Below are 14,840 nucleotides of genomic sequence, written 5' to 3' on the forward strand. Positions count from 1 at the left end.
ACGACAATCGCTTACAGACGCTACACTGACCTTTGAATTATTGATCCAAATACTCCCAGCAGGCATACCTTTCTAAACAGATTTTAACCAAAAATCTTTCGGTTTTTAGGCAGGCTGTTACGAAAACGATTGCGAGAAAACGTCCTTATTGTTCTCTATCAATACTGTAAATTCACTTCACAGAAAATTCATTTTTCAGACCAATTAAATCTAAAAGCCTATGATCAAGATCAAGAACACATCCGTTTCGACGAATCGTTGGATGTATCCGGCAATACCATTATCCTGCTTGTTGGTCGTATCTAGCCTGACAACACAAGCGACTCCATTTGCACCTGTTAAAACAAACAGCAAGCTTTCACTGGCCGTGCTGCAGACAACCATTCGGGGTAAGGTTGTAGACAAAGATGGCAAAGGCATCGCCAATGTCACCGTTCAGATTAAAGGAACGAATCTAGCAACATCGACCAATGTAAGTGGTTCATTCGAAATCAAAAGTCAACAGAACGACGCAACATTGGTTTTCACGAGCATCGGTTATAAGAGTATCGAAACGAAGGCACAAGCTGGCAGCCCGCTTACGATCACCTTGGAGAATGAGTCCAAGGGACTCGACGAGGTTGTTGTTGTCGGTTTTGGTACACAGAAAAAAGAAAATGTAACCGGTTCGGTCTCTTCCATCCAGATGTCCGAGGTTGTGGAAAGCAGACCTGTAACCTCCTTGTCAGCTGGTCTAGCTGGACAGGCGCCGGGATTATATGTTAATCAGGGCTCAGGCAGACCGGGCAGTGATGGGGGAACACTACGTGTTCGCGGACAGGGAACACTCAATAATGCCAATCCACTTGTCGTGATCGACGGTGTTATTGGCGACATGAACTTGATCAACCCACAAGATGTCCAAAGCATATCGGTTTTAAAAGATGCTGCTTCAGCGTCAATTTATGGTTCAAGAGCCGCAAATGGTGTTATCCTCATTACAACGAAAAAGGGTAAATCGGAGCAATTTAAAGTTATTTACAACAATTATTTCTCGAGTCAAAAACCATCCAATACCATTGGAATGGTTTCCAACTATGCCAACTATATGGAGCTGATCAATGAAGGCTATCGCAATGGCGATCCAAATGCTAAGCCCATATTTTCGCAGGAAAAAATTGACCTTTGGCGCCAGGACGCAGGACAGGATCCATTGAAATATCCCAATACGGACTGGGTTTCGGACCTTTTCCAGAACAAAATCAGCCAAAACCACAACCTTTCCTTTACCGGAGGTAGTGACAAAATCAAGTTCTTTGGTTCCTACGGCCTCCTCAATAACCCTGGAATCATCGAACAAGCAACCTATAAACGTCATACCGGACGTATCAATCTAGAAGCTGATGTAAAACCTTGGTTAACGTTGGGAGCCAATATCAATGGTGTCGTTTCCAAAACAGATATAGGCACCAATATCATCGATGATGTATTTACTTTTGCCGCAGCAAGTACTCCGGGGATGGTCCTGCGTGCTCCAGATGGAAGATTTGGTTCGCCAAACAATCCGGAAGATGACCCACAGTCTAACAACGTGCTACACCGCCTTTATGCGCAGAAAGGCAACATCAACAAAAACCGTTTCGTGTCGCGCTTCTACGGAAAACTGAAACCCGTCGAGGGACTTTCCATCGAAGGATCGTACACCTATACCTATGACGATGATTTCGTCTACTCTCAACCCGTGTTCAATGACCGGTGGAACTTTTTGACAAATACAATTGCCTCAGCGGGTACAGGCCGTTCGTCGGTAACTAACGAATCAATCAAATCCTACCGCTATTACATGGATGGAATTGCCAAATATAAAAACAAGCTCTTTGAGAAACTGAACTATGAAGTCATGGTGGGTGCCAGCCAGGAGTATTTTAAAGATGGTTGGTTTGCGGCATCCAAACTCGACCTTGTAGATCCATCCCTGACCGTTCTGAATGCGGCGACTATGGATGCCTCCGCTTCTGGCAATATCACCGATTGGGCTATGCGTTCGTTTTTTGGCCGGATCAACCTATCCTGGGATGACAAATATTTGTTGGAAGCCAATCTACGGACAGACGGTTCATCTCGTTTTATGAGCGGAAAAAGCAGATGGGGAACATTTCCATCCGCTTCCTTTGGCTGGAAAGTTTCCTCAGAAGACTTTTATGACATCAAATGGATGCCTAACCTGAAATTCCGTGCATCATATGGTGCCTTAGGTAACAATGGAACCTCCGATGAGTCTTTTTGCAAAAACGCCAACATCAACAATTATGAATATCAAGCGCTTTATAATCCAACAAACTATGTGTTAAACAACCAGCTCTATGTAGGTTTTGCGCAGACCGTATTGAGTAATGCGCTTCTGACTTGGGAAAACACTTATATCCTGAATGCTGGTTTAGATTTTGACCTTTTCAATTACAAACTAGGGGGCTCGATCGACGTTTTCAACAAAGTAACCGACAACATCTTAATCAACCTGCCTGCTCCGCTTGTCGTTGGAAATGCGACAATACCACGCACCAATGCGGCCAAAGTACGTAATAATGGTGTCGAGCTGAATTTGACTTACCGCGATAAAATTGGCGATAATTTTAAATTCAACATTGGTGGCAACTTTACCTTTATTGACAATAAAGTGGTCAAATTTAAAGGCAATGACAAGTCTATCAGTGGTTCCAATTTACTTCAGGAAGGTTATGCCATCAATACCCAATATATCCTGTTGACAGATCGCATATTACAGACAGATGCTGATATGCAGCTCGTGCAACAGATGATCGATAATGCGCCAATCGACCCAAACACCAATCAAAAAGTCAATCCATTCGCATCCTATGGTACACCTAAAAAAGGGGATCTCTTGTATAAAGACACCAATGGCGACGGCGTCATCAACGACAATGACCGGGTTCCGGTAGGTCATGGTACGGCGCCACGGATGACCTATGGTTTTAACATGGGATTCGATTATAAAGGATTTGATTTCTCGGTCTTCTTGCAAGGTAATGCAGGCAACAAAGTCGTGTGGACGGATGGTTATTACACACCCACTGTTCGCTGGGGCTATCAAATCAATCAGGAAATTGCTGATGGCCGATGGACTGAAGGTGCAACAGATGCAAAATTCCCGCGATTGTTGCCTTATACCGATACAAGAAACGCCAAAAACAGTGATTTCTGGTTACAGAACAAGGCATTTATCCGCGTAAAAAATATCCAGCTGGGCTATACAATCCCGAACGATATCACTAAGCGGATACAGGTGCAAAACCTACGCGTATTTGCATCGCTGGAAAATTTTTGGACCATTACCAAATATAAAGGTTTCGATCCGGAGATCAGCGGTACCAACTATCCAACAATGAAACAGGCTGTTTTTGGCGTTAGCTTATCTTTCTAATAAGAAAGAAATGTAACTGGAGGTATCCCCTTCCTGTATTAAATAAATTATGGACAAAAGTTGAGGAGGTGGTTTAACACCTTTGAATATAACACATATCATGAATAATTAATTAAACCTCATGAAAAAAATTTCACTACTCATAGCCGGATGCATTGCTTTATCATCTTGTTATAAGCTTGATACCAACCCTTACAGTCAGGTAAGTGCTAGCACATTCTGGCAGAATGAAGACCAGGCCTTAGCTGGCGTACTGGGCTGTTATAATGATTTAAAGAAAGAAGCCACCTTTGGTTTGCAATTTTCTTACGATGGTCTTACCGATATTGGTCTGGGCTATGATCCCCCGGGTTTGGGCGAAGTGATCAGCGGTACTTTTACGGACCGTTCGTCAATTATTGTGGATAGATGGCAAGCGGGTTACGATCTTATCCAACGTTGTAATCATGCAATCGCGCATATCCAGCCCATGACCATAGACAAGGCCAAACAGGAGGGCTTTATTGCGGAAGCGAAGTTCTTACGTGCGCTGATGTACTTCCAGCTCACCAATCTATATGGCGCCTTGCCGATATACGATGAAACTGTCGATTTAAACAAAGATTTCGCTGATCTTAAAAATAGTCGCTCTTCGGTAGAAGATGTCAATAAGTTTATCCTCAATGACCTGAACTATGCAATTGAGAAATTGCCGGTAAGCTATGATGCAAAGTATTATGGAAGAATCACTAAAGGTGCAGCGTATGCTTTAAGAGGGAAAGTAGCCCTTTACAATAAAGATTGGGCTGGAGCAATCCGGGATTTTGAAGAGATTGTTTACAACAAGACCAACACGTATGGCTATAGTTTAAACACAAGCTACTCGGCCTTATTCACCATGGATGGTGATCAATCGCCGGAGATGATTTTTGCCATTCAGAATATGGGTGGTACGGGTTTCCCTTATGGTATGCCCATGGCCTTCTATATGGGAACGCGTTCAACCTTTGGTAGCGACTGGAACAACTGTATGCCGAGCACACGCCTTGCAGACCGTTACGAAAACCGCGATGGAAGCCCCTTTAACTGGAATGATTATTTCCCCAACTATGCAACGGATAATGCGGTCAAAAAACAGGCGATGGAGTCTACGCAATCTGGAGGCACGCTTACCAAAGTACCAGATACAGCAAAACTGCGTCAGATCTATGCCAATCGCGATCCTCGGATGAATCAAACCTTGATCGTACCATATTCGCATTACTTAGGATGGAATGCCAACAAAGAAAGAGATATGCAGCTGATATTGGCAACCGGTGTAAACGAAAACTTTGGTCAGATCCGCAACAATCGGGGTTGGTACACCTATCTATGGCGGAAATTTGTTCCTGAAGGAAACCTAAAAGGCGCCATTACCGATCGTGCACATACACCGATCAATTTCCCTATCATACGCTTGGGCGATGTACTTTTGATGCTTTCCGAAGCGTACAACGAGTCCAATCAATTGGATAAAGCGATTACTGAGCTTAACAAAGTACGTACACGCTCTAAAATGCCCGCACTAAATAGTGGCAGCTCATTTTTGGTTGTCGGTAACAAAGCAGATATGAGTAAACGTATCCAGCACGAACGGGCCGTAGAACTAGCAGGTGAAGGATGGCGTTATTTTGATCTTAAGCGCTGGAACCTCTTAGAAAGCGTCTCCAAAGACTACATCGAAAAAAGTATTACTGGAGACAATGTCGTCACCCGGGGTTACCAAAGCCGTCATAAGCTTTGGCCAATACCAGGGCAAGAGATTGAAATGAACCCGGCATTACTACCACAAAATCAAGATTGGTAATTATGAGAATTTACTTAATCCTACTATTTTTCCTTAGCAGTTTTTCTTTCCAAAGACTGCTAGGGAAAGATCTGAACCTGCTAACAGGAGCATTTAAACAAGAGAACCTGAAAGCCAGCCTAGGCAATGACAAATCTTGGGTTCCCTACCCGGCTTATTCCGACCGTTTAGCCTGGGATAAGCTGATGGCTCCCTTTAAAGAGCGTATTATAAAAAAGGGAAACGAGGCCCTGAACTACCAGTGGCAGGTCGTCAAAGCAACCGACTACCTTGAATATGAGCGTTCAGGCAACCGCAGCATAATGGAAAAGCCAATGAACGAAAATTGTACTGCGCTGACCAACCTACTGTTGGCGGAGCTTGCAGAAGGACAGGGGCGCTTTGTTGACCAAATCCTAAACGGCAGTTGGCAATTGACGGAAATGGCAACATGGTCTCTCTCGGCACACCTTGGGGCCTTTCAGTCCAGTAAGCGATCATTGCCGCAAGAGCGCACACAAGTAGTCGATCTGATGGCCGGTGATGTAGGCTCTCTCCTCTCCTGGGTTCATTATTTCTTCCGCGATACGTTCAATACAATAAACCCCGAAATCAGTACCCGTCTAAAACAACAGATCCAACAACGCATTATACAGCCCTATCTGGATCGTAACGACATGTGGTGGCAGGCATTTGAACTCAAGGAAGGACAGTTGGTCAATAACTGGAATCCATGGTGTAACTTTAATGTTCTTACGGCCTTGCTTTTGGTTGAGGACAATCCCGATATACAACTGGCGGGAATTTATAAGACAATGTCTTCTGTGGATCGCTTTATCAATTATGTCAAAACAGACGGTGCCTGCGAAGAGGGACCCTCCTATTGGGGCCATGCTGCGGGCAAACTGTACGATTATTTAAAAATACTTTCGCTTGCCACCAAGGGCAAGATCAATATTTTTGATAAACCTGTAATTCGCGATATGGGTGAGTACATCGCACAATCCTATATTGGCGGAGATAAATGGGTAGTTAATTTTGCCGATGCTTCGGCAAAAGGTGGCGGCGATCCACTATTGATCTACCGTTATGGACAGGATGTCAATAGTAGCGAGATGATGCAATTTGCCCGATATATGGAAAATACCGGCGACAAAACTGCAAATTTCAAACCTTCAAGGGATATTTTTCGCGCCTTCGAGGACCTGAGATGCTATCCACAACTAGAGCGTGTTACCGCTTCACTCCCTCAAAATAATGCCAAGTGGTATCCGGAAACACAATTTATATATCTAAAAAAGGGCCCGTTTTTCTTTGCCGCCAAAGGTGGTTTCAATAATGAAAGTCACAACCATAACGATGTCGGGAGTTTTATCTTATACGAGGATCAACAACCACTGTTCATTGACGCCGGTGTCGGCACCTATACCAAAAAGACCTTTAGCGATGACAGATACAGTATCTGGACAATGCAGAGTGCTTACCATAATGTTCCGATGATCAATGGAGCAGACCAATCTTTTGGAAAGGAATATAAAGCTGAAAATGTAGCATTTCTGCCTGCACAAAATAGATTCCAACTTGATATTGGAAAAGCATATCCGAAGTCGGCGAATGTTGAACACTGGAATAGAAGTTACACCCTCGTACAAAATGGGCTGGACATTCAGGATGAGTTTAAAATCACAGGTCCTAAGCAGGCCAATATCATCCATTTTCTGGTTGCTCAGGAACCAAAAATTGGCAAAGGGGAAATCCTCCTCAATAATGGGCACGCAACCCTACACTTTGATGCTGGACAGTTCACGGCGAGCTACGATGTCATTCCTCAAGATGACCCACGTTTGAGTCAGGTATGGAGTAAGGAACTCTATCGCATCAAACTCACCGCTAAAAGCATCAAATCCGCTGGAAAATATACCTTTACGATTCGCCAAGAGGCTATAAAATAAAAAGAATCAGATTATTATGTAACTTACTAAGAATATAAGCCGTTATGAAAAAAAGAAAACCTGGTCTAAAAGCACTTTTTGTGATCACATCCAGTCTGATTGCACTGAGTTTTACAGATCAAAAACCAAGCTTTATTGACACAAGTTTTAGAGCTGCAGAAAAACAATATCAATTTTTAGAACAAGCAGCAGAAAAGCAGCACAAATTTCCACGCACATTGAGTCCTGCAGGAAAACTGGTAGGGACAGACGAATGGGATTGGACCGGCGGTTTCTTTCCAGGGTCACTATGGTATATCTACAACCATACCCATAATAAAGAGACCGAAGCTGCGGCGATCAAATGGACAGAGGCGCTTGAAAAAGCCAAAGACCTTGATCAACATCATGATATTGGTTTTGTGATGTATTGTTCCTATGGCAATGCCATTAAATACCTTAAAGATCCCAAAAAGGTTGCCGCTTACAAGGATATCCTCATCCACTCGGCCAATACTGCGCTTAAACGTTATAATCCGCAGGTGGGCGTCATCAAATCATGGAACGAGAAGAAGTCTTGGGACGGCAAGACCCTATGGAAATATCCAGTCATTATCGACAACATGATGAACCTGGAAATGCTGTGTTATGTGTCCGACTTGACTGGAGATACCAAATATAAGGATGTGGCCATCAGTCATGCCACCCAAACCATGAAAAACCATTTTCGTAAAGACCACAGTACTTACCATGTTGTCGATTACGATGGTAATGGCCATGCTATCCACCAACAAACAAACCAAGGCTATGCCGACAATTCAACCTGGGCACGCGGTCAAGCATGGGCTATTTATGGATTTACCATGATGTACCGGGAGACCAAAAAACCAGAATTTCTTAAAACGGCAAAAGCGGCGGCAAAGTTTTACATGACCCATCCGAATCTTCCAAAAGATAAAATTCCGTATTGGGATTTTAATGCCGGAAAGCCGGGTTATAAATCGGATGCTGATTTTTCTTCCTTGAAATTAAATTTTGTGCCGCGCGATGCCTCAGCTGCAGCCATTGTTGCGTCTGCACTGATTGAACTCTCAACATTGACCACTGGCACCGAAAGCAAATCCTATTTGACATTTGCTCAGGAAAGCCTGCAAACACTATCAGGAGCCACCTATTTTGCTAAATATGCAAGCAATGGCGGTTTCTTATTGCAGCATAGTGTCGGTAGCTTACCCCATCATTCGGAAATCGATGTTCCGCTGACCTATGCAGATTATTATTATCTGGAAGGTTTGACACGGTTGGAGCAGCTCAAAAAATAAAAATACAAAGGGGAGATATTTAATATCTCCCCTTTGTATTTTTATAAGCTTTCCAATTGAATCTGGATTATTTCTTCCCGATCGCGATTTGGTTACTTACAGTACTCCCTGGGTATTCGCCCTGTGGAAGCGAAACCTCCAGCGATTGATTTACACGAAGCTGTTTATTGACGAGTTGAACCTTCACTGTTTTGGCTCTTTGGAGTGGATCTGCAACATCAAGCTGCATGCTAGTTGTTTCGCGCATACTCAATTGTATGATAGCAGGTTGATCGAGCTTTATAGACCAATTGCCAACTTGGTACGTTCCTGCTTGATAACAAACAATTTGTAGAATCCGGCTCCCTTTATGCTCCACCGCCTGTATATCCGATGTATTCTGCCAAATTTTTAGCTGCTGCATTGCTTTTGTATCAACAGTTTTGGCACCAGGCACAACAATATAAGCATAGCTCGCATTGTTTGGAGCAACAGCATGATCAAACCAAAGCTTGAAGACCTTTCCATGTACAACATCTTTGGAACGGGAACGGTTGATCCGGTACCAGGAACCAACCTGATCTTTGGTTGTCAATCCAACATTCATAGCTGCTGGAAAATAATACAGAACATTGTTATGGGTTATAAAATCGCCTACTTTGACAGATCTCTGTACTGAATCGAGTTCAGACATTTCCTTTCCATTCCAGACAACGGGTCCATTCAGCCAGGTTTGGTTTAAGGTTGTTACCACAGCTTCTGGCGCAGCACAGTGAATCCCAGCCCCCAAACAAACGATTTCCCGATCGAAAAAGAACCAGGCTTTTTGAGCCTTGACCCCGTCGTACTGGACCGACATAGCTGAAGCTCCTGTCTTATCGTTGCTTACGCCGCCTGCAAAGTTATTTGCAGCAAGTGCTCCCCATTGTTCTTTCAATTCCAGGTCGCCCGGATAATCTCGTGTTGTCGTTCCAGGAATTTTATCCCATTCCCATACGGGCATAATATTATAATATTCGGGTCCAAATACCTGAATATTGGTCACACCATCTGATATATTGCGCCCAAGAACGTTTTCTCCATTTCCAGACTCCGATTTATTGGTACGGCTACTGGCCAATCGAACATTAAAGTGGAATTGCTTACGCAGATGAGTCGTGTAGTCTCCTTTCCAGTAATGGCGGTGGACCTCGATATGCTCAGCGTCATAAGGCTGGACGCTATCTAGTTTTGCTAGCGCTTTGTTCCAAATGGTATTTTTGGCGGGATCAATCAACTTGATTTGTTGTAATATGGCGGTCTCCTGTGTTTTTTCCAAGATATTGGGGCGTGAGATCCCGCGACCATGTACATTAAAATCGATATAGCGCGAACGAATAATTGGCAGGTAGGTTTCAGTAAGAAATTGTTCAAAAAGGCCGAGCCTCTTCATGTCTACAGCATAAGGTGTCTCCCGCACATAGGCCATAACTTTTGAGATCCCCTTCAGAAATTCCTCCCCATAGCCTGCAATGTATAATTGAGGGCCATGTTGTAAGTAAGAGAAATCATATTGCAGTCCTTCCTTGCCATTCACGAGCTGTATCGGAAAAAGCAGCTGCTCCATCGCAGCAGCTAAAAGATTTTCATCTTCCAAGATCAATGCACGATAAAAATAGTGCATGGCAATGTCACTTTTATTTGCCCCTGTTTTTGTGTAAGGATCGCCACGCTTCATCAGCTCAACAAGTGGAGTCTCTAGTGTAGTAGGAATTTTTTCCTTTCCAAATTTCATCAGGATAAGACAGACACCGATGGCTTTTGGCGAAGCGATCTCGTTATGCCACCAATTTGAAGACTCAAAACGATTATTTGCCCAATATTGTGCGGCAAGCAGGATTTTATCGTAAAGTGATTTTTGCTGATAAGATGCACTTTGTGGAGACACATAGGCAACAATAAGTGTCCTTAACCGATCCAAGTGTTCTCCCGGAGGCCAAAGCGATATTGACTTACTGCTGTAATCGATATCTGCCCAAGTACCGTCAGCACGCAGTTGATTACATAGGCTTAACGTTTTATCTGCATTTGGCAATGGGCCACTTAACTCATCATCGTATACATGCTTTTTAATACGCACAAACGTATCGCTGTTCTGCGCCTTTGCCATAACCAAGGCAAAGGACAATAAAAATAGGATTAGTCCTTTCATCTGTTTTTAGTATTCATTACTTAAGGATATTGTCGTTCTGCGGCTCGTCCGACGACTTCCATCCGGTGTTTCATCAGTTGATTTTGATCATTGTCCAATACAGAGCTTAGCCATTTTGGATTCTCCAGTCCCTTTTCCCATTCCGACAGTCTATGCAGCATCTCCCTTACACGCTCAGGATACTTCGTGGCCAGATTGTGCTGTTCCCGAAGGTCATCCCTAAGATTGAACAATAATATCGGATCATCTTTAACCACAATCAGTTTCCACTCTTTATGTCGCACAGCACGTGCAATCCCTCGACGCCAGAATAAATAGTCGTGTCCATTTTTCACATCTTTATAGGAAGATAGCAAACTGATGCCATCGATTTGCTGCCCCTGGATGTTCTTCCCTTTTATTGCCTCGATGCTGGTGGGTAAGATATCCATTCCCGATACCATGGCATCTGATGTTATCCCTTTCGGTAGCTTGGCTGGCCATTGCATGATAAGGGGAACCCGGATTCCACCTTCCCATTTCGATCCCTTTAAACCACGCAATTGTCCATTGTCTGCGCCATTATTTGTTGCCGCTCCATTATCATTCATAAAAATGATTAAGGTGTTTTCATAAAGTCCTTCTTGCTTTAAATGTTCAACCAGACGTCCAATATTTTCATCCATATTATCCAGCATAGCCAAGTAAGCACGACGCAATGGATCAGCTACATTTTTATACTTATCAATAGTCTTCAGGGGCGCTTCGACAGGTGTATGCACTGCATTGAAAGCTAAATACATAAAAAAGGGCTGGCTTCGATACTGTTGAATATACGCAATTGCTTTATTGGTCAATGTTTCAGTCAAATAATGAATAGAGTCTTCGGGAACGACATGTCGATCGTCATAAAGCAGCTGCGTTGGCTTCGCGGCTCCATGGATTGGGAAGTAAGGCCGGTCACCACCGATAAAACCATAGAAATGGTCAAACCCACGTTTCAATGGATTAAATTGTGGACCATCCCCTTGATGCCATTTGCCAATCGCTACAGTTTTATAGCCGTTATACTTCATGAAGTCAGCAATGGTGGCTACCTGCGTATCCATTCCGATATCTTCAGGTGCGACACCCGCAGTGGGACGTTTCGAAATATTATGTTCAAAACCAAAGCGCTGCTGGTAGCGGCCAGAAAGTAAGCCCGCCCGAGAAGGAGCGCATACTGAAGCTGAGGCATAGGCCGACTGAAAACGCACGCCATTTTTCGCAAGTGCATCAATATTGGGGGTATAGACCTCCCTACCGCCGTAACAACCAAAATCATCATAACCTCCATCGTCGCTCAGGATGACAATAACGTTAGGATGTTGCTGTCCGAATACAGAAATCCCAAACCTAAAGAGTATATTCACAAGAGTTAATATACTATAGCAAGTAAATCGGTAGATCATAACATTAGATTTATCCTTAAATGTATCGTTAAATGTATAGGATTTTTTGTTAAAAAACCGCAAACGATTTCGTTAGGCTATTTTTAGACGATTAAAAACAAAGGTCAGAGATGAAAACAGATGAAAAAAAATTGGTCGGTACACTTGCTCATTTTTTGGTCAGTGATTCGGATGGCACTGCATTAAGCTCGTTTTTGTGTTCATTGACCTATCACCCCAGTACCATTAGAACCGAACTCGTTCAATTGTTGAACAAATGGCAAAACAAAGCAGCTGGAACAGTATTTCCCGGGGAGGACCTCTGGACAGATTTTAAGCAACTTGTGGGGAGCAATCCCGATCTTGGCGTGGCTGTGGTTGATGGCTGTAGCATCAACGATATTGCAAGTTTTTACGAAGAAATCAATGCCGTCTACATGTCCAGCGAAAGCTGGAAGATAGGGAGCCTAGACGGCTTTGACGACCTGCTTTACGGTGGATTTGGGACCTTCAAAGACGCTGCTTCACATTGCATTGTTTGGAAGGATATTGCACACAGCAGGACGTCATTGGGCGTTGAAACAACTTTGGCCTATTATCAAGGTAAACTTGGAGCAGAATCACCATTCAATCAAACGCATTTTCAAAAGAAACTAGATGAGCTAAAAGCTGGTCGTGGAGAAACCTATTTTGACATTGTTGCCGATATCATCCGATCGCACCGCAAAGTTACCTGGATTTACAACGGGTATCCTCAGCACAAATCGGTATATTTATAATAACTAAACTTAACATATGAAGCATCTTATCCGCCTAGTTTTCCTGCTCCTATTCTTCCAACAAATTGCACAGGCCAGTGAACGGCTTAGGGTTGCTGTTGCAGGGCTCAACCATGACCACGTATTCTTGCTTTTAAATTTATATAAGGATAAAAAAGTCGATATTATCGGTATTGCCGAACCGAATCAAACCTTATCAAACAAAATACGAACGCAGTATAATTTACCTGACGCAATCTTCTACCATGACTTACCCAGTTTATTGAAACATGTGAAGCCAGACGCGGTGCTGGCCTACAATCCAACCGATGAGCATATCCGCGTCGCAGAGACCTGTCTCCCGCTTAAGATCCCTGTAATGGTAGAGAAGCCTCTTGCTACGACTCTTTCTGACGCAAAACGTATTGCATTTTTGTCCAAACAGTTCGAAACACCCTTTTTGGTAAATTACGAAACAACCTGGTATAAAAGTAATCAACAGTTGAAGCAGCTGGTCGACAAGGGTGAAATTGGAAAAATCACACGTATACTTGTAAAAGACGGGCACGAAGGACCTAAAGAAATTGGCTGTAGCAATTACTTCCTCGACTGGCTTACTGATCCGAAAAAAAATGGTGGCGGTGCAGTGATGGATTTTGGCTGTTATGGCGCCAATCTGATGACCTGGCTCAAAAATGGAGAAAGGCCAATTTCAGTGACAGCCTTTACACAACAGCTCAAGCCTGAGGTTTATCCAAAAGTCGATGACAACGCTACCATCATACTAAGCTACCGTGATGGCAGCACGGGTATTATTCAAGCTTCCTGGGCTTGGCCATACAGTGTTAAAGATCTGCAGGTGTTTGGCACAAAAGCTCAGCTCTACGCCAAAAATGACAAAGAACTTCTAAAATACAAACAACAGAATGATCCACCTACACATGTATCGACTGCGATCCCGTATTTTGAGAACCATATTGCCTATCTCGAACAGGTTCTGAAAGATGCTATGGCTCCAGAAAATGATCTCGGATCGATCAATAATAATGTCACTGTGGTCGAAATCCTGGAAGCGGCAAAACGCTCGGCTAAAGAAGGAAAGTCCATTATTTTTGACTAGTCCTGAAAAATCGATACAGGTTTTCAGTGATTAAAAATAAATAATTTAAACAGTAGTAGCCGATAGGTTGCTACTGTTTTTTGTTTTATAAGTTCTGAAGTTCATGTTTGATTTCATGTGCATCTGATTTGGAGTTAACATATGATTAGACCAATGTGGTCTGTCATTATTATAGATATCGATTGCTTCAGCTACGATCTGCTTCATCAAATGTAGATCTAAATGATAGGTATCAATCATGAACTCTTGTTTGAGTATACCATTGATTCGTTCAGCGATGGCATTTTCATAAGGATCAGAGTTTTCTGTCATACTGCACCTGAGCTGATATTTGTTTAGGTAATATTGGTATTCTTCTGCACAATATTGTACCCCTCTGTCGGAATGATGGATTAACGGCTCGTTTGTTTTTCTTTGTTTTTGTGCCATTTTTAGTGCTTTTACAACATGCGGTGTGCACATGGTCCGCGAGACCTCAAAGCCAACAATTTTTTTCGAATAGGCATCTATAACCAAACTCAGGTAACAGGGGCTTTCTCGCTTCCCTATGTAAGTGATATCACTTACCCAAACCTGATTGGGACGGCAAACAGTCACTTCTTTAATAATATTCGGATATTTTCTAAATCTATGATGTGACATAGTGGTCGTATGATAGCTTCTTTTAGGTGTAATTAACAAATGGTTGGCGCGTAAAATATCAAAGAATTTGTCTCTGCCCACTTTTAATGCCTGTAGCTCCCTTGCCAATATATGGTAAAGTTTCCGTGTGCCTATTCTTGGCTGGGTACTGCGTATTTCATGAACTAAGTCCACAATTTTCCCGGCTATACCCTGGCTCCTCACTATACGTTTGATCCTTCGATAATACACCTGCCTGTCTAACCCGAACAATCCACAAGTAA

General features: G+C 43.1%; 9 protein-coding genes. 6 read left to right on the forward strand and 3 right to left on the reverse strand.

The window, feature by feature from the left end:
• Nucleotides 1-220: 220 nt before the first annotated feature.
• The 4 genes from A9970_RS18605 (at nt 221) to A9970_RS18620 (ending at nt 8,478) form a co-directional block, all read left to right on the forward strand.
• Nucleotides 221-3,421, forward strand: coding sequence for a TonB-dependent receptor (locus A9970_RS18605; RefSeq protein WP_182983316.1), 3,201 nt, complete (start codon nt 221-223; stop codon nt 3,419-3,421).
• A gap of 121 nt (nt 3,422-3,542) precedes the next feature.
• Nucleotides 3,543-5,246 (forward strand): RagB/SusD family nutrient uptake outer membrane protein, encoded by a 1,704-nt coding sequence (locus A9970_RS18610; RefSeq protein ID WP_182983317.1) that lies wholly within the window; start codon nt 3,543-3,545, stop codon nt 5,244-5,246.
• A gap of 2 nt (nt 5,247-5,248) precedes the next feature.
• Nucleotides 5,249-7,177 (forward strand): heparinase II/III-family protein, encoded by a 1,929-nt coding sequence (locus A9970_RS18615; RefSeq protein ID WP_182983318.1) that lies wholly within the window; start codon nt 5,249-5,251, stop codon nt 7,175-7,177.
• Between the two features lie 44 nt (nt 7,178-7,221).
• On the forward strand, nt 7,222-8,478 hold the full coding sequence (locus A9970_RS18620) for a glycoside hydrolase family 88 protein (RefSeq protein WP_088160206.1): 1,257 nt from the start codon (nt 7,222-7,224) through the stop codon (nt 8,476-8,478).
• A gap of 67 nt (nt 8,479-8,545) precedes the next feature.
• Here the strand turns inward: A9970_RS18620 and A9970_RS18625 are convergent, their stop codons facing one another.
• Entirely contained in the window at nt 8,546-10,648 is a 2,103-nt protein-coding gene (locus tag A9970_RS18625) for a polysaccharide lyase 8 family protein (RefSeq protein WP_182983319.1), read from the reverse strand.
• Nucleotides 10,649-10,668: 20 nt separating this feature from the next.
• Entirely contained in the window at nt 10,669-12,078 is a 1,410-nt protein-coding gene (locus A9970_RS18630; RefSeq protein ID WP_112374053.1) for a sulfatase-like hydrolase/transferase, read from the reverse strand.
• A 110-nt stretch (nt 12,079-12,188) separates the two neighbouring features.
• Here A9970_RS18630 and A9970_RS28555 point away from each other — a divergent pair, with 110 nt between their 5' ends.
• Complete coding sequence (locus A9970_RS28555; protein ID WP_220801652.1) at nt 12,189-12,836, forward strand: hypothetical protein; 648 nt, start codon at nt 12,189-12,191, stop codon at nt 12,834-12,836.
• 16 nt (nt 12,837-12,852) lie between these two features.
• Nucleotides 12,853-13,935 carry a Gfo/Idh/MocA family protein gene (locus tag A9970_RS18640; protein WP_182983320.1) on the forward strand — a complete coding sequence of 361 codons (1,083 nt, stop codon included), beginning with the start codon at nt 12,853-12,855 and terminating at the stop codon, nt 13,933-13,935.
• Between the two features lie 45 nt (nt 13,936-13,980).
• Here A9970_RS18640 and A9970_RS18645 read toward each other — a convergent pair whose 3' ends face one another.
• Complete coding sequence (locus tag A9970_RS18645; protein WP_259655431.1) at nt 13,981-14,829, reverse strand: IS3 family transposase; 849 nt, start codon at nt 14,827-14,829, stop codon at nt 13,981-13,983.
• Between the last annotated feature and the right edge of the window lie 11 nt (nt 14,830-14,840).

It is taken from the genome of Sphingobacterium sp. UME9 (assembly GCF_014170215.1).
Classification (GTDB): Bacteria; Bacteroidota; Bacteroidia; order Sphingobacteriales; family Sphingobacteriaceae; genus Sphingobacterium; species Sphingobacterium paramultivorum.